This is a genomic window from Pseudomonas sp. VEM90 (assembly GCF_054611535.1).
The window spans coordinates 26,191-42,133 of the sequence record NZ_JBTRAR010000026.1 but is presented as its reverse complement, the minus strand read 5'-3'; the positions used below and the strand labels follow the sequence as shown (position 1 = coordinate 42,133).

Sequence of the window (15,943 nt, the reverse complement as noted above, 5' to 3'; positions counted from 1 at the left end):
TAGCTTACTACGACTGTGTCGGTCTGTTGGTGCCACCGTTTAACTGCCGATATTTGCCGAAGATCGCAACTGCGCGATAATGCGCGCCCGATTCTTGCATGCACGACTGCGTCGCCCATCACCCCGGGCCACACAGCCAAAGGGGCCAGCTACCCGCCAGCCCCGTTGCCAGGAGATACACGATGTCTACCCCACCCGTTACCCTCATGGTGTCGCGCCGCGCCGCCCATGGCCGCTACCAGGACCTGCTGGCCTGGCTGCACGAAGGCGAACAGCTGGCCACCGACTTCCCTGGCTACCTCGGCTCGGGCATCCTTGCCCCGCCTCAGGATAGCGACGAATTTCAGATCATCTTCCGCTTCAGCGACGAGCCGACCCTGCATGCCTGGGAGCACTCCGCCTCTCGCCGCGCATGGTTACAACGCGGCAACGGCCTGTTCGAGCGCCCCAAAGAGGCGCGCGTCAGCGGTATCGACGACTGGTTTGGCACCAACAGGGTGCAAAAACCGCCACGCTGGAAGCAGGCCGTGGCCATCTGGCTGGCGTTTTTCCCAGTCTCGCTGGCCTTCAACCTGTTGTTCGGCCATTGGTTGGCGGCACTCGACCTCGTTCCCCGGGTACTGCTCAGCACCCTGGCCCTGACGCCGGTGATGGTGTACCTGTTCATACCGCTGTCCACCCGCCTGCTATCCAGTTGGCTGCAGGCCTCCCCGGCCACTGCCGGCGCCTTGCGCAGCCGCTGAGGCCAGGCCATACAACAGGGAAACAGTTCGGGTATGCTGGGTGGCAACCAAAGGACAGACAAGTTGACCACCCCGAACATGAACAGCCCCATTCTCGTTACCGGAGCCAGCCAGCGCGTCGGGCTGGCCCTGGCCCTCGAACTGGCACAGGCCGGCCATACGGTGGTCAGTGCCAGCCGCAGCATCCAGCCGCAGGCAGCCCACCCCAACATCGTGCAGTTTCAGGCCGACCTGTGCCACGCGGGCGACCGCCAGGCGCTGATCGATCACCTGCACGATCGTTACGACGGACTGCGCGCCATCATCCACAACGCCTCACTATGGCTCGACGATAGCCTCGACAACCTCGAGACCATGTTCCGCCTGCACGTCGAAGCGCCCTACCACCTCAACCTGGCCCTGGGCGACCTGCTGGCCAAGGTGGAAAAGGCCGACATCATCCACATCTGCGACGAAACCTCTTCGCGCGGCAGTAAAAGCCACATCGGCTATGCCGCCACCAAGGCCGCGCTGCAGAACATGGTGCTGTCATTCGCCGAAAAATATGCGCCCAGGGTGCATGTGAACGGTATCCTGCCTGGGCTGCTGATCCTCAAGGAAGGGGGGGACGAAGCCTACCGCCAGCAAACCCTGAAAAAGGCCCTGCTGGAATTCGAACCCGGCGCCGGCCCGCTGATCGAGACCGTCAAGTACCTGCTCGCCAGCCAGTACAGCACCGGCAGCCAGGTGGTCATCAACGGTGGCCGCCACCTGAAGAACCGCATGACTTGAGAGAAGACCATGACCCCACAACAACAGCTTGAGCTCGAGGCGGCCGCATTCCGGCGCCTGGTTGAACACCTGCAAAAGCGCACCGATGTACAGAACATCGACCTGATGAACCTGTCCGGCTTCTGCCGCAACTGCCTGTCCAAGTGGTACAAGGCCGCCGCTGACGAGCGTCAGCTGGACCTGAGCCTGGATGATGCCCGCGAAGCGGTGTACGGCATGCCCTACGCCGAGTGGAAAGCCCAATACCAGAAAGAAGCCAGCGCCGATCAACAAGCGGCGTTCGAAAAAGGAAAACCTCGTGACTGATCTGAATACCCTGCGCGCAAGCCTGGCCAGCGGCCAACATGTTTTTGCCGATACCTTGGCGTTCATTGCCGACAATTACAGCTACCAGCCGCAGGCCTTCAACAACGGCGGCGTGGAGAATGCGGCAGGGCAGAACGAAGGTTCGTGCAAAACCCTGGGCCTGGCCTTGCTTGAAGGGCTGAGCGACCAGGAAGCGCTGCTGGCCTTCGGCGAGCACTACCGTGATGTGGTGGCCACGCCTGAGGGTAGCGACCATGGCAACATCCGTGCGCTGATCAAACACGGTCTGGCGGGTGTGAAGTTTGCTGCGCAGCCGCTTGCGCGCAAGGCTTGAGATAGCCGGGGCCGCTTTGCGGCCCCACTGTCCTGCGCCCACCATCAATCCATGATGGTGCCAGGCCCCCCACCTTCCAGCCTCCCCTGCCGCAACCACTGCAAGGCCACCGGCCACAGGTTTTCGCGAAACCGGTCATGGAAGAACGCGAAATGGCCAATTTCCTCGGCCGAGATATCCACAGGTGCAATGCGCAGGTGCTGGCGCTCGCCCCCCTGTAGATAACCCAATAAACGCTCGGTCGCCGCCACGGTCCCAAAAGGGTCGTCAGTCAGACTGATGGCCAGCGTCGTCGCACGCACCTGGGCGAACGGTAGCGCCGCCAACGCCCGCCCGCTGGGGCGGTGCTCATAACGTGGGGTGCGTGTGGTCCAGTCATGCACCACACCGGCTGGCGTGTCTTCCAGCCAACCCAGGCGCTTGCCGGGAAAGTAGCCGAATACCCGGGTCAGCAGCGGCATGACCACATGCCACTTGCCGAACAGTTGCCAGCGCTGGCTGGCCGCGTAGTCGCGCCAGTAGGCGAACTGCGCGCCAACCATCACGACCCGTCGGATCTGGCCAGCCGACGGTGCCAGGCCTACTGCACAACCGCCGAAACTGTGCCCCACCACGTCCACCGGCTGACCTGGGAAATGCGCTGCCGCATGCGCCATGCATGGCTTCGAAATCCAGCCGGCCCCAGTCGCTCCAGGAGGCCTGGAAACCACGCAGCGACGCAGGCCGGGATTCGCCGATACCACGGTAGTCATAGGTCAGCACATCGCAGCCGTGGGCGAACAGGTAGTCGGCAAAGCGGGCGTAATAGCGGCAGCGTACCGAAGTGGCAGCGTTGATGATCACCAGCGGGCGCTGGGGGTCAGGTTGGGCGTGGCGCCAGCAGAAGCCGCCGAGGCGGTAGCCGTCGGCCGCGGGGTGGTGAAATGGGGTAGCGGGTTGGGTGAGGCTACTCATGGCGCATTCCCTGTCGTTGTGCGCCAAAACTAGCAAAGATTTTGTAGCCTGTACCGGCCTCTTCGCGGGCAAGCCCGCTCCTACAGGGGGAGAACCTGTGGGAGCGGGCTTGCCCGCGAAGAGGCCGGTACAGGCTTACCCGATTACAGCTCGACGCAGTCGAACTTCACATCGGTGGCTACGTCTTCGTCGTAGTTGACGTCAGCGCGCTCGAAGCCGAACAGGTTGAGGAACTGCTTCTTGTAACCGGCGTAGTCGGTCAGCTCGAACAGGTTCTCGGTGGTCACCTTGGGCCACAGGGCCTTGCAAGCGTTCTGCACGTCGTCACGCAGCTCCCAGTCGTCCAGGCGCAGGCGACCCTTCTCGTCGACTTCTGCCGGCGCACCGTCGGTACGGTACATACGGTCGCGGTACATGCGGTCAAGCTGGTCCTGAGTGCCTTCGTGAACACCTTTCTCCTGCATGATCTTGAAGACCATCGACAGGTACAGTGGCATCACCGGGATGGCCGAGCTGGCCTGGGTAACCACCGACTTGAGCACCGCCACATTGGCGCCGCCTTTCACTTCACCGGCCAGCTTCTGGTTCAGACGCAGGGCGGTTTCATCCAGGTCCTGCTTGGCCTGGCCCAGTGCACCGTGCCAGTAGATCGGCCAGGTGATATCGCTGCCGATATAGCTGAAGGCCACGGTGCGAGCGCCTTCGGCAAGTACATTGGCGCCAGCCAGCGCATCGATCCACAGTTGCCAGTCCTGGCCACCCATGACGGTGACGGTGTCGGCAATTTCCTGCTCGGTGGCCGGCTCGATGCTGGCCTCGATGATGGTGTCCTTGTTGGTGTCGATGGCGGTCGACTTGTATGGCTGGCCGATCGGCTTGAGTGCCGAGCGGATGACTTCACCCGTCTGCGGCAGCTTGCGCACGGGCGAAGCCAGCGAATAGATGACCAGGTCGACCTTGCCACCCATTTCGTTCTTGATCAGCTCGATAACCTTGGCGCGAGCTTCGTCGGAGAAGGCGTCACCGTTGATCGACTTGCTGTACAGGCCCTCGGCCTTGGCGAACTTGTCGAAGGCAGCAGCGTTGTACCAGCCGGCAGTGCCGGCCTTGGTCTCGGTGCCTGGCTTTTCGAAGAACACGCCCAGGGTGTCGGCCTTGAAGCCGAACGCCGCCGTGATGCGGGCTGCCAGGCCGTAGCCGCTGGAAGCACCGATGACCAGGACCTTCTTCGGGCCATCCTCGCGTACGCCCAGCTTGCGGGTGGCTTCGATCTGGTCACGGACGTTGAGCTCGCAGCCCTTCGGGTGAGTCGTGGTGCAGATGAAACCGCGAACCTTAGGATGAATGATGGCCAATGTCTGTACCTCGTCAGGTTTATGCCGGGGAAGCGCCGCTTGGGGCGATTCCGATTGATCAGAGGGTGAGACTACCCCCGCAGGTTATCCGACACATATTAAGGGGTGATCATGGGGATGCAAAACCAGAGTTCTTATGTGCAGGAGGCTCACAGCTCCACGAAATCCAGATTGGCTGGTTAGAACCTTCGCCACCCATTGATTTGTTTTTCACATCAATTCGAAAGAAAAACAAACTTAACAAATAAGCCAAACCCGCCGATGCTGGCGGCACTACGCCCATTGCACGGAGAACAACAACATGAACGACGTGGTGATCGTCGCCGCAACCCGTACCGCCATCGGCAGCTTCCAGGGCGCCTTGGCCAGTGTGCCTGCAGTCGACCTCGGCGCCGCCGTGATCAAGCAACTGCTGAAACAAACCGGGCTGGACCCGGCCCAGGTCGACGAAGTCATCCTCGGCCAAGTGCTTACGGCCGGTGCCGGTCAGAACCCTGCCCGCCAGGCGGCGATCAAGGCTGGCCTGCCCTTCAGCGTACCGGCCCTGACCCTGAACAAGGTCTGCGGCTCGGGCCTCAAGGCCCTGCACCTGGCGGCCCAGGCGATCCGCTGCGGCGATGCCGAGGTGGTGATTGCCGGTGGCCAGGAAAACATGAGCCTTGCCCCCTACGTGATGCCCTCGGCCCGTACCGGCCAGCGCATGGGCCATGGCCAACTGATCGACAGCATGATCACGGACGGCTTGTGGGATGCCTTCAATGATTACCACATGGGCATCACTGCCGAAAACCTGGTGGACAAGTACGGTCTAACCCGTGAACAGCAGGATGCCTTCGCTGCCGAATCGCAGCGCAAGGCAGTGGCGGCGATCGAGGCCGGCCGTTTCGACGCTGAAATCACCCCCATCGTGCTGCCGCAGAGAAAGGGAGAGCCCAAGGTTTTTGCCCGTGACGAGCAACCACGCCCGGACACCACCGCCGAGTCCCTGGGCAAACTGCGCCCGGCCTTCAAGAAGGACGGCAGCGTTACCGCAGGCAATGCTTCCAGCCTGAACGACGGCGCCGCCGCCGTGCTTCTGATGAGCGCAGCGAAGGCCGAGGCTTTGGGCCTGCCGGTGCTGGCGAAGATCGCCGCCTATGCCAGTGCCGGGGTAGACCCCGCGATCATGGGTATCGGTCCGGTTTCGGCGACCCAGCGTTGCCTGGACAAGGCCGGTTGGCAACTGGCCGAACTGGACCTGATCGAAGCCAACGAAGCCTTTGCCGCCCAGGCGCTGGCCGTGGGCAATGCGCTGGCATGGGATGCCGCGCGGGTTAACGTCAATGGAGGGGCGATTGCCCTGGGCCACCCGATTGGTGCTTCCGGGTGCAGGGTGCTGGTGACCCTGCTGCACGAGATGATCAAACGGGATGCCCAGAAAGGCCTGGCCACCTTGTGCATTGGTGGCGGGCAAGGGGTGGCGCTGGCCATCGAGCGCTGATTGATTCAAGCAGGCCCGGCCTCTTCGCGGATAAACCCCAGCCTACAGGTAAGTAAATCCTCGTAGGAGCGGGTTTACCCGCGAAAGGGCCGGGCCTGCTGGCCAATCTCCACCAGCCATTCACCGTTGCATTCGCCACCGTATTCGCGGGTAAACCCGCTCCTACACTGATCGGTGGTGGGCACACATCGGTGATTGGGCGCAGGCCATTGTAGGAGCGGGTTCACCCGCGAAAGGGCCGGACCTGCTGGCCAATCTCCACCAGCCATTCACCGTTGCATTCGCCACCGTATTCGCGGGTAAACCCGCTCCTACACCGATCGGTGGTGGACACACATCGGTGATTGGGCGCAGGCCGTTGTATGAGCGGGTTCACCCGCGAAGAGGCCGGCACAGGCAGCAACCGTTCAAGCCGCGGCTCGGTCCTGCTCCAGCGAAGCAGCCAGCACCGCCACTTCCTGGCACTTCTGCACGGCCAGATCCACTGGGCTCTCCAGCAGCGAACAGGCCGGCGCCAACCACAGCCGCTCACCCAGGCGTTCATGGGCCTCGTGCAGCAGCCCCAGGGTCTTGCCCAGATCGCAAGGCAAGTCGTTGCGACCGTCGACCAGGCCCAGCGACAGTATCTTGTAAGCCGGCAGGCGGTCGAGAATGCTCTGGTATTGCTCAGGGGCTTGAACCAGATCGACGTGCAAGCCATCCACTGGCAGGTTGGCGGCCAGGCCGAGGTTGCCGTCAAGGCCACCGAAGTACGTGGCGATCAGCTTCTTCAACGGTGCGCGTTGAAGGATGTTGTAGACGCGTTCATAGGCATTTTTCCAGTCCTGGGGCAGCGCCTGGGCGAGGATGGGTTCATCGATCTGCACCCATTCAACGCCCAAGGCGGCCAGGCGGTTGAGGAGCTGGTCATACACGGGCAGCAGGCGGTCAAGCAGCTCCAGCTTGTCGAAGTCACCGCCCAGGGTCTGGCCCTGCCACAGGTAGGTCAAGGGGCCGATCACTACCGGCTTGACTGCATGGCCCAGAGCCTTGGCGTGCTCCACTTCTTCGAACAGTGGTTCCCAGTTCAGAACGAACGGCTGATCGCCTGCGCTAAGCACGTGGCTGTCCCAGGCGAAGTCGCCGACCGGCAGCAGCTCGATGCCAGCGTCTTTCTGCACCTGCCAGTGGCGGGCACGCAGCTCGCGGTCACGGCCGATGTGTGGAAAGCCCAGGTTATGTGCCAGTGCCATGTCTTGTCCCTTCAGCATGCTTGAATGAATGAGGGGGATTCTCCAGCTGGTGGGGGTATTGAGACAAACTCATTAAATTTGAGATGAACCCAAGAAATCTTCATGATCATGCTGCCATGATCTTCGCGCCCCCCATGTCTCATTCAGATCACCACCTTGCGCATCCGGACATGACCCGGCTCGCCTTCTGCCGCACAATGCCACCCTGACCACACCAGGTGCCCGGCCAACATGAGCCTGCTGAAAACCGCCCTGCGCGAAAAGAACTTCGTCTGCGTCATGGAGTTCGTCCCCAAACCTTCCGCAGAACGCTTTGCCGCCATGGAAGCGATCATGGCCCGTGCGCACCTGTGCGGCTGGCCTATGACCGTGGCCATCGGTGATCGTGTCGGCAGCCCGCTGGACATGTCACCGCTGGACGCCCTCGCCTCGTTCAGCAACCCGGTGCCTGCCCTGCCGCATTTTTCGGGCAAGGATCGCGAGCGCCACCACCTGCTCGCCCAACTGCAGCGCATGGACGCCGCCGGCCTCGACCAGCTGTTACTGCTGACTGGCGACCGCCTGCCCGGCCATGAACCTGGCCAGCGCCCGGTGCGCTATCTGGAATCGGTCGCTGCCCTGCAGATTGCCCGCCAGGCTTGCCCGCACTGGCTGCTGGGCGCGGCGCTGAACCCGTTCAAGTACCACGAGGAAGAAGGCGGCGCCCAGTATTTCAAGGCCGAGAAAAAGCTGGCAGCGGGGGCTGACTTCTTCACCTTGCAGCTGGGCTTCGATGCCGCCAAGCACCAGGAAGCCATACACTGGATGCGCCGCCAGGCGTCACCCAAGCCCATGCTGGCCTGCCTCATGAGCCTCACCCACGGGCGCGCAGCGATGCTCGACCACGTGGCCGGCGTCACTGTCACGCTCTCCATGCGCGACATGCTCGAAGCGGAAACGGCGCAGTCCAAGGCCTTTGCCCAGGCGCGCAGTGTTGACCGGCTGGCCCTGCAGATTATCGGTACAAAGCTGATGGGTTACGCCGGTGTGCACCTGTCAGGGGTTCACACACTCGAACAGCTGCTGGCCCTCGAGGCCCGTATCGAGCACTGGCAAACCCAGGTTCAGTCAATGGAGCAATGGACACCGGCCTGGCACGCCAGCTGGCAGATGCCCGGCCTGCCAGCGGTAACCTTCCATCCGCCACAGGCGGGCTGGCGCCTGGGCGAGTCACGGGTCGATGCCTCATTCAAGGAAAAAGCCCGCTATCACCTGATGCATGGCATGCATTCACTGCTGTTCAGCCGGCGCAACGGCCTGAGCAAGGCCTTCGGTTGGGCAGTGCGCCAGCCTCTATGGGCAACACGCGTTGGCGCACAAGTGCTGCACACGCTCGAGCGCAGTGTGAAGCGCCCGCTGGTGGGTTGCGACACCTGCGGCCGTTGCCGCCTGGAAGACACCTTGTACACCTGCCCGGAAACCTGCCCTAAAGGCCTGGCCAATGGCCCCTGCGGCGGAACCGCCCTGAACCGCTGCGAGTTCGGCGACCGCGAGTGCATCCACAGCGTCAAATACCGCACCGCCAAAGCAGTGCGGCAAACCGCTGTGCTGACCGAACGCCTGATCCCGTGCATCGAGGTCGAAACCCGCCACCGCAGCTCATGGCCGCAGTGGTTCGCAGGGCAGGCGCCGCAGCGGATCAGCCCGCAGCCATTGCCTCGAAGCCAGCCCGAATCGTAGCCTCGGGCAGTTCATCGGCAATGAACACCATCACGCTCTCGCGCGCTTCGCCTGCGGCCCACTCGGCGTCCCAGTCGAAGCCATAAAGCTTGAGCACGCCCTGGAACACCAGCTTGCGCTCCTCGCCGGCAATGTTAAGCACGCCCTTGTAGCGCAGCAGCTGTTTGCCGTGGGTTTCCAGCAGCGCGTTCATGAAGCTGCTGAGGCGGTCGATATCCAGCGGCGCTTCAGTGCGCAGCACCATCGTGGAGATGCGGTCCGGGGTGGCAGGCTTGAGCACGGGTCGCAACATCGGTTTCAGGTTTACCCCAAGGTCAGGGTTGAGGTTGAAACCGCGCACATCCAGTAGTTCAGCCAGGTCGATGCAGCCGTGTTCGACCACACGGATCGCAGCCCTGCTATTGATGCGGCCCAGGCGTTCGCGCAGGGCTTCAACCGCAGCTGGCTCGACCAGGTCGGTCTTGCTCAGCAGCAGACGGTCGGCAAAGCCGACCTGGGCCTGAGCGATGGTCTGGGTCAGGTGCAGTTCGGCATGCGCGGCATCGACGAGGGTGATGATGCCGTCGAGGATGTAGCGCTCACGCAGCTCCTCGTCGATGAAGAACGTTTGCGCTACCGGCGCCGGGTCGGCCAGGCCGGTGCACTCGATCACCAGGCGGTCGAAGGCAATCTCGCCGGCATCCAGACGTTCAAGCAGCAGGTACAGGGCGCGGGTCAAGTCGCCATGGATGCTGCAGCATACACAGCCGTTGGCCAAGGTCATTACCTGCACCGGCTGATCACCCAGCAGTTGGCTGTCGATGCCGGCCTCGCTGAATTCGTTTTCGATCACGGCGAGCTTCAGGCCATGCTCGGCCTTGAGCATGTGCCTGAGCAAGGTAGTCTTGCCGGCACCGAGGAAGCCAGTGAGGACGGTTACGGGAATGGGCGTCTGCACGCAAAATACTCCTGAATCTGAAAATGACTGTGGGAGCCGGTTACCCAGGCTCCCACAGGTTCACACGTACCGCAGGCTCAACAGCACTTGGGGCCGGATTTGCCACCGTAACGTGCTTCCTGGCGTTCGCGGAAGAACGCCTCGTAGCTCATCACCGGCTTGTCCGGATGCGTTTTCTGCATGTGTTCGACATAGTTGTCGTAGTCGGGCATGCCGACCATCAGGCGGGCTGCCTGCCCCAGGTATTTTCCCAGTCGACCCAGGTCGTTGAACATGATTGCAGTCCTCTCTATTACGCGTCAGGCAGCGCCTGGAACGGGGTTTCCTTGTCGCTGCGCTCCTTGCGGCCCAGGGCGACGTAGCCGACCTTGATGGCGAAGAACAGGATGCTGAAGACCACCAGCAGGAACAAGACCGTCAGGCCCGCGTTGGTGTAGGCGTTGAAGATCACGTGCTGCATCTGCCCGATGTCTTTGGCCGGGGCCAGTACCTGGCCGGCGTCCAGCGCAGTGCTGTACTTCTTGGCCAGGGCCAGGAAGCCGACAGCCGGGTTCGGGTCGAACAGCTTGATCAGGCCTGCTGCAGTGGTGCAGATCAACAGCCACACGGCCGGCAGCAGGGTGACCCAGATGTAGCGCTGACGCTTCATCTTGATCAGCACCACAGTACCGAGCATCAAGGCGATACCGGCCAGCATCTGGTTGGAGATACCAAACAGCGGCCACAGGGTGTTGATGCCGCCCAGCGGGTCGATTACGCCCTGGTACAGCAGATAGCCCCAGAGTGCCACGCAGCCAGCGGTGGCGAGCAGGTTGGCCCCCCACGAGTCGGTGCGCTTGAGCGCCGGCACGAAGCTGCCCAGCAGGTCTTGCAACATGAAGCGCCCGGCACGGGTACCGGCATCCACCGCAGTGAGGATGAACAGCGCCTCGAACAAGATCGCGAAGTGGTACCAGAAGGCCATGGTGTTTTCACCTGGCAACACCTGGTGCAGGATCTGCGCGATACCGACCGCCAGGGTTGGCGCACCGCCAGCACGGGCCAGGACGGTGTGCTCGCCGATGTCACGGGCGACCGCTTCGAGCTGCTCAGGTGTAATCAGGAAGCCCCAACTGCTGACCGTCTGCGCTACCGACACAACATCGGAACCGACCACGGCAGCCGGGCTGTTCATGGCGAAGTACACGCCCGGCTCGATCACCGAGGCCGCAACCATGGCCATGATGGCGACGAACGATTCCATCAGCATGCCGCCATAGCCGATATAGCGGGCGTTGGTTTCGTTATCCAGCAGCTTCGGGGTGGTCCCCGAGGAAATCAGCGCGTGGAAGCCAGACACCGCACCACAGGCAATGGTGATGAACAGGAACGGGAACAGGGTACCCTTCCACACCGGGCCGGTGCCGTCGGTGAACTGGGTCAGCGCCGGCATTTTCAGCTCGGGTGCGATGATCAGGATACCGATGGCCAGGCCAAGGATCGTACCGATCTTGAGGAAGGTCGACAGGTAGTCACGCGGCGCCAGTACCAGCCATACCGGCAGCACGGCGGCGACAAACCCGTAGCCCACCAGCATCCAGGTGATCTGTACGCCGGTGAACGTGAACGCCGGGCCCCACACCGGATCCGCAGCGATCACGCCCCCCAGCCAGATGGAAGCCAGCAGCAGTACCACGCCAACCACCGAGATTTCGCCAATACGGCCCGGACGGATGTAGCGCATATAAATGCCCATGAACATCGCGATCGGGATGGTCGCCATCACCGTGAACATGCCCCACGGGCTTTCGGCCAGGGCCTTGACCACGATCAGCGCCAGCACCGCAAGGATGATGATCATGATCAGGAAGCAGCCGAACAGGGCGATGGTGCCCGGGATTTTGCCCATCTCCTCGCGCACCATGTCGCCCAGCGAGCGGCCATTGCGGCGGGTAGACATGAACAGAACCATGAAGTCCTGCACCGCACCGGCCAGCACCACGCCGGCGATCAGCCAAAGCGTGCCGGGCAGGTAGCCCATTTGCGCGGCGAGTACCGGCCCGACCAAGGGGCCTGCGCCGGCGATGGCGGCGAAGTGGTGGCCGAAAAGAATGTGTTTGTTGGTCGGAACGTAGTCCAGGCCATCGTTGTTGAGCACCGCCGGGGTGGCACGGCGCGGGTCGAGTTGCATCACCTTGGTGGCGATGAACAGGCTGTAGTAACGATAGGCGACCAGGTAGATGGCCACCGCCGCGACCACGATCCACAAGGCGTTGATCGCCTCGCCGCGACGCAGGGCAACCACACCCAGTGCGCAGGCGCCTATGACTGCCAGCGCCAGCCACGGAATATGGCGTAGCAGGCTATTATTGTTGTTCATGGTTAGCTTCCAGCTGGTGGATTGGAAAGACCGCCCACCGAGTCTAGGGCGAGTCAAGCGGCATTGCCACACTTGCTTTGTTCTAGAGCCTCTGCGGCCAGATTGCAGTACCTGATGCACATGCAGTTCTAAATATAGTCAGGATGACACCTGACGACCTATTGAGGATCCATGCCATGAGCGATCACGACGAACGCCGCCGCTTTCAACGCATCGACTTCGATGCGCCCGCCGAGCTACACCAGGGACTGAAACGCTGGCCTGCAAAACTGCTGGACCTTTCACTCAAAGGCTTGCTGATAGAACGCCCGGCAGATTGGGATGCCGACCTGACGCAGGACTTCGACGCCATCATCCACCTGGGCGAAGATGCCCGCGTGCAGATGCAGGTCGAACTGCGCCACGAGGAAGCGGACCGCCTGGGCTTCATCTGCCTCTACATCGACCTCGACTCGCTGAGCCACTTGCACCGTCTTGTGGAACTGAACGTGGCTGACAGCACCGAAATGATGCGTGAGCTGCGCGAACTCATCGAATAATGAAATCTCTTAGCTAGCTAATAGCCTCCCCACAGAGTGTTTCTTGTCTACCCAGACAGCTTTAAGCCTGGGTAGCGTTGCTTTGTACACACCCTTCTAATACAGCTTCTGCCAAGTTGGTACGCCTTCTGCATTGGGTTTTAGCACGCCCTGCGGCCGGATCTGTTCGCGCTCCGATCAAAATATTGTATACAATTCTTGTAGCAATCAATTGAGTGAAGTGTCTACAGTAGCGGCACAACAATAAACAGAGAGCCTGCTCCATGACTACGTCCCCTAGCACGTCTCCCGCCAAGCGACCCGAGGATGAAAACCTCGGCCTTGGTGCCAACCTGGCCTATGGTCTGCAGCATGTGCTGACCATGTATGGTGGGATCGTCGCAGTACCCCTGATCCTGGGGCAGGCCGCGGGCCTGAATGGTGCCGAAATCGGCATGCTGATCGCCGCCTCGCTGTTTGCCGGTGGCCTGGCCACCCTTCTGCAGACCCTTGGTCTGCCGTTCTTTGGTTGCCAGTTGCCGCTGGTACAAGGCGTGTCGTTCGCCGGTGTGGCGACCATGGGGGCGATTCTGAGCAGCGAGGGGGGCGGTGGCCTGCCAGGCGTACTCGGCGCGGTCATGGCAGCGTCGCTGATCGGCTTTCTGATCACGCCGGTGTTCTCGCGCATCACCAAGTTCTTCCCGCCGCTGGTGACCGGTATCGTCATCACCACCATCGGCCTGACCCTGATGCCGGTTGCCGCACGCTGGGTGATGGGTGGCAACAGCGCCTCGCCGGAGTTCGGCAGCATGGCCAACATCGGCCTGGCCGGGCTGACCTTCGCCATCGTGCTGCTGCTGAGCAAGCTTGGCAACGCAACCATCTCACGCCTGTCGATCCTGCTGGCCATGGTGGTCGGCACGTTGATCGCCTGGGCATTGGGCATGACCGATTTCAGCAAGGTCAGCGAAGGCCCGATGTTCGCCTTCCCCTCGCCGTTCCACTTTGGCATGCCGGAGTTCCACATCGCCGCGATCCTGTCGATGTGCATCGTGATCATGGTGACCCTGGTGGAAACGTCGGCCGATATCCTCGCCGTCGGTGAGATCATCGACACCAAGGTGGACTCAAAGCGCCTGGGCAACGGCCTGCGCGCCGACATGGCATCGAGCATCCTGGCGCCGATTTTCGGTTCGTTCACCCAGAGCGCGTTCGCCCAGAACGTTGGCCTTGTGGCGGTGACCGGGGTCAAGAGCCGCTACGTGGTGGCTACCGGCGGCGTGATTCTGGTGGTACTCGGCCTGCTGCCGGTCATGGGCCGGGTGATTGCCGCCGTGCCTACCCCGGTACTGGGCGGCGCCGGTATCGTGCTGTTCGGCACCGTGGCGGCCAGCGGTATCCGCACCCTGTCCAAGGTCAGCTACAAGAACAACGTCAACCTGATCATCGTTGCCGCCTCGCTGGGCTTCGGCATGATCCCGATTGCCGCGCCGACCTTCTACCACCACTTCCCGAACTGGTTCGAGACCATCTTCCACTCCGGCATCAGCTCGGCGGCGATCATGGCCATCCTGCTGAACCTGATCTTCAACCACTTCACCACCGGCAACTCGGAAAACCAGTCAGTGTTCGCTGCCGCCTACGAGCGGACCATCCAGTATTCGGACATTTCCGCGCTGCGTGATGGGGACTACTTCAAGGATGGCAAGCTGTTCGATGCCGAGGGTAACGAAGTGCCGATGCTGGAACTGGACGAGCATGGCAATGAAACGGTCAAGCGCACGCCAGTTGCCGAGCATTGACTGTGTGCAGGAGCGAGCTTGCTCGCTCCTGCACATTATTCGAACAACGCATCCAGCGCCTGTTCCAGGCGGGTAACGGCAATCACCTGCAAACCCGCCGGCGCTTCTTTCGGCGCATTGCCCTTGGGTACGATGGCACGCTTGAAGCCGTGCTTGGCCGCTTCCTTCAAGCGCTCCTGGCCACTGGGCACCGGCCGTACCTCGCCCGACAAGCCAATCTCGCCAAACACCAGCAAACCATGGGCCAGTGGCCGGTTACGCAAGCTGGACATCACCGCCGCCAGCAGCGCCAGGTCCGAAGCCGTTTCCAGCACCTTCACCCCGCCGACCACGTTGAGAAACACGTCCTGGTCATGGGTCGGGATACCGCCATGACGGTGGAGTACCGCCAACAACATGGCCAGGCGGTTCTGGTCCAGGCCCAAGGTCACCCGCCGCGGGTTGGCCAGATGGCTATCGTCGACCAGCGCCTGCACCTCGACCAGCATCGGCCGGGTCCCCTCCCAGGTTGCCATCACCACGCTCCCCGGCACCTCTTCCTGGGTACGGTTGAGGAAGATCGCCGACGGGTTCGAGACCTCCTTGAGGCCACGATCGGTCATGCCGAACACGCCCAGTTCGTTGACCGCGCCAAAGCGGTTCTTGACCGCCCGCAGCAAGCGCAGGCGGCCATCGGACTCACCTTCGAAATACAGCACAGTGTCGACCATGTGCTCCAGCACCCTTGGGCCAGCCAGCGAGCCTTCCTTGGTCACGTGGCCGACCAGGAAGATTGCCGTACCGCTTTGCTTGGCGTAGCGCACCAGCAACGCTGTGCTTTCGCGCACCTGGGCCACGCCGCCCGGGGCCGATTGCAACTGCTCGGTGAAAATGGTCTGGATCGAGTCGATCACCATTACCCTCGGCTTCTCGACCCGCGCCGTGGCAATGATCGTCTCGATGCAGGTTTCGGTCATCACCTTGAGCTGGTCCTGGGGCAGGCCCAGCCGCCGGGAGCGCATGGCCACCTGCTGCTGCGACTCCTCCCCTGTGACATACAGTGCCGGCATGCCCACGGCGATGTTGCACAAGGTCTGTAGCAAAATGGTCGATTTGCCGATGCCGGGGTCACCGCCGATCAGCACCACCGAGCCATCCACCAGGCCGCCACCCAGCACACGGTCCAGTTCGGTGCTGCTGGTCGTGAAACGCGGGATTTCCTCGACACTGACTTCGGCCAGGGTCTTGATCTGCGCCTGCTGTCCCGTCCAGCCAGCGCGGCCACTGCTGGGTGCAGCAGCGCCGCCGCTTTCGATCATGGTTTCGACCAGGGTATTCCAGGCCCCGCATTCGCCGCACTGGCCGGCCCATTTGGGGAAAGTCGCGCCGCATTCGGTGCAGCCATACAAGCGCTTGGCCTTGGCCATGGGTGGGGTCTCCTGGAAAAATTCGCC

General features: G+C 62.3%; 14 protein-coding genes and 1 pseudogene. 8 read left to right on the top strand and 7 right to left on the bottom strand.

From position 1 onward, the window contains the following. Positions 1–182 precede the first annotated feature (182 nt). From ACYCCG_RS21800 to ACYCCG_RS21785, 4 genes are read left to right on the top strand one after another with little or no spacing between them, the layout of a single operon-like run. Positions 183–743, top strand: a complete 561-nt coding sequence (locus ACYCCG_RS21800) for an antibiotic biosynthesis monooxygenase (protein WP_209963501.1) — start codon at positions 183–185, stop codon at positions 741–743. 33 nt (positions 744–776) lie between these two features. Next, a complete protein-coding gene (gene folM / locus ACYCCG_RS21795; RefSeq protein WP_209963498.1) occupies positions 777–1,514 on the top strand; it encodes a dihydromonapterin reductase in 738 nt (245 codons plus the stop codon). A gap of 9 nt (positions 1,515–1,523) precedes the next feature. After that, positions 1,524–1,820, top strand: coding sequence for a DUF1244 domain-containing protein (locus ACYCCG_RS21790; protein ID WP_003260708.1), 297 nt, complete (start codon positions 1,524–1,526; stop codon positions 1,818–1,820). After that, positions 1,813–2,154, top strand: a complete 342-nt coding sequence (locus ACYCCG_RS21785; protein WP_003251646.1) for a HopJ type III effector protein — start codon at positions 1,813–1,815, stop codon at positions 2,152–2,154. Before ACYCCG_RS21790 ends, ACYCCG_RS21785 begins: the two co-directional genes overlap by 8 nt. Positions 2,155–2,198: 44 nt before the next feature. Here ACYCCG_RS21785 and ACYCCG_RS21780 read toward each other — a convergent pair. After that, positions 2,199–3,108: pseudogene (locus ACYCCG_RS21780) on the bottom strand (alpha/beta hydrolase family protein). 143 nt (positions 3,109–3,251) lie between these two features. Continuing rightward, on the bottom strand, positions 3,252–4,463 hold the full coding sequence (gene fabV, locus ACYCCG_RS21775) for an enoyl-ACP reductase FabV (protein ID WP_176682524.1): 1,212 nt from the start codon (positions 4,461–4,463) through the stop codon (positions 3,252–3,254). 301 nt (positions 4,464–4,764) lie between these two features. On the opposite strand from fabV, the gene ACYCCG_RS21770 reads away from it, so the two are divergent. Next, complete coding sequence (locus ACYCCG_RS21770; RefSeq protein ID WP_176682523.1) at positions 4,765–5,943, top strand: acetyl-CoA C-acetyltransferase; 1,179 nt, start codon at positions 4,765–4,767, stop codon at positions 5,941–5,943. Between the two features lie 407 nt (positions 5,944–6,350). Here the strand turns inward: ACYCCG_RS21770 and ACYCCG_RS21765 are convergent, their stop codons facing one another. Then, positions 6,351–7,175, bottom strand: a complete 825-nt coding sequence (locus ACYCCG_RS21765; RefSeq protein ID WP_176682522.1) for a 5-methyltetrahydropteroyltriglutamate--homocysteine methyltransferase — start codon at positions 7,173–7,175, stop codon at positions 6,351–6,353. Between the two features lie 231 nt (positions 7,176–7,406). Between ACYCCG_RS21765 and ACYCCG_RS21760 the strand changes: the two genes are divergently transcribed. Continuing rightward, positions 7,407–8,894 (top strand): methylenetetrahydrofolate reductase C-terminal domain-containing protein, encoded by a 1,488-nt coding sequence (locus ACYCCG_RS21760; RefSeq protein WP_339444713.1) that lies wholly within the window; start codon positions 7,407–7,409, stop codon positions 8,892–8,894. On the opposite strand, the gene yjiA is transcribed toward ACYCCG_RS21760, so the two are convergent. The 3 genes from yjiA to ACYCCG_RS21745 form a co-directional block, all read right to left on the bottom strand. Further along, a complete protein-coding gene (gene yjiA / locus ACYCCG_RS21755; protein ID WP_339444712.1) occupies positions 8,854–9,831 on the bottom strand; it encodes a GTPase in 978 nt (325 codons plus the stop codon). The genes ACYCCG_RS21760 and yjiA overlap by 41 nt on opposite strands. A 77-nt stretch (positions 9,832–9,908) precedes the next feature. Further along, entirely contained in the window at positions 9,909–10,106 is a 198-nt protein-coding gene (locus ACYCCG_RS21750) for a YbdD/YjiX family protein (protein ID WP_003251633.1), read from the bottom strand. A 17-nt stretch (positions 10,107–10,123) separates the two neighbouring features. Continuing rightward, positions 10,124–12,190, bottom strand: coding sequence for a carbon starvation CstA family protein (locus ACYCCG_RS21745; RefSeq protein ID WP_176682519.1), 2,067 nt, complete (start codon positions 12,188–12,190; stop codon positions 10,124–10,126). A gap of 176 nt (positions 12,191–12,366) precedes the next feature. Here ACYCCG_RS21745 and ACYCCG_RS21740 point away from each other — a divergent pair, with 176 nt between their 5' ends. Together ACYCCG_RS21740 and ACYCCG_RS21735 are read left to right on the top strand one after the other, a co-directional pair. Next, the gene (locus ACYCCG_RS21740; protein ID WP_176682518.1) at positions 12,367–12,729 is read left to right on the top strand and encodes a PilZ domain-containing protein; all 363 of its coding nucleotides are present in this window, start codon (positions 12,367–12,369) and stop codon (positions 12,727–12,729) included. Between the two features lie 263 nt (positions 12,730–12,992). Further along, positions 12,993–14,510 carry a nucleobase:cation symporter-2 family protein gene (locus ACYCCG_RS21735; RefSeq protein WP_176682517.1) on the top strand — a complete coding sequence of 506 codons (1,518 nt, stop codon included), beginning with the start codon at positions 12,993–12,995 and terminating at the stop codon, positions 14,508–14,510. 35 nt (positions 14,511–14,545) lie between these two features. On the opposite strand, the gene radA is transcribed toward ACYCCG_RS21735, so the two are convergent. Further along, on the bottom strand, positions 14,546–15,916 hold the full coding sequence (gene radA / locus ACYCCG_RS21730) for a DNA repair protein RadA (protein WP_003251626.1): 1,371 nt from the start codon (positions 15,914–15,916) through the stop codon (positions 14,546–14,548). Positions 15,917–15,943: the final 27 nt, after the last annotated feature.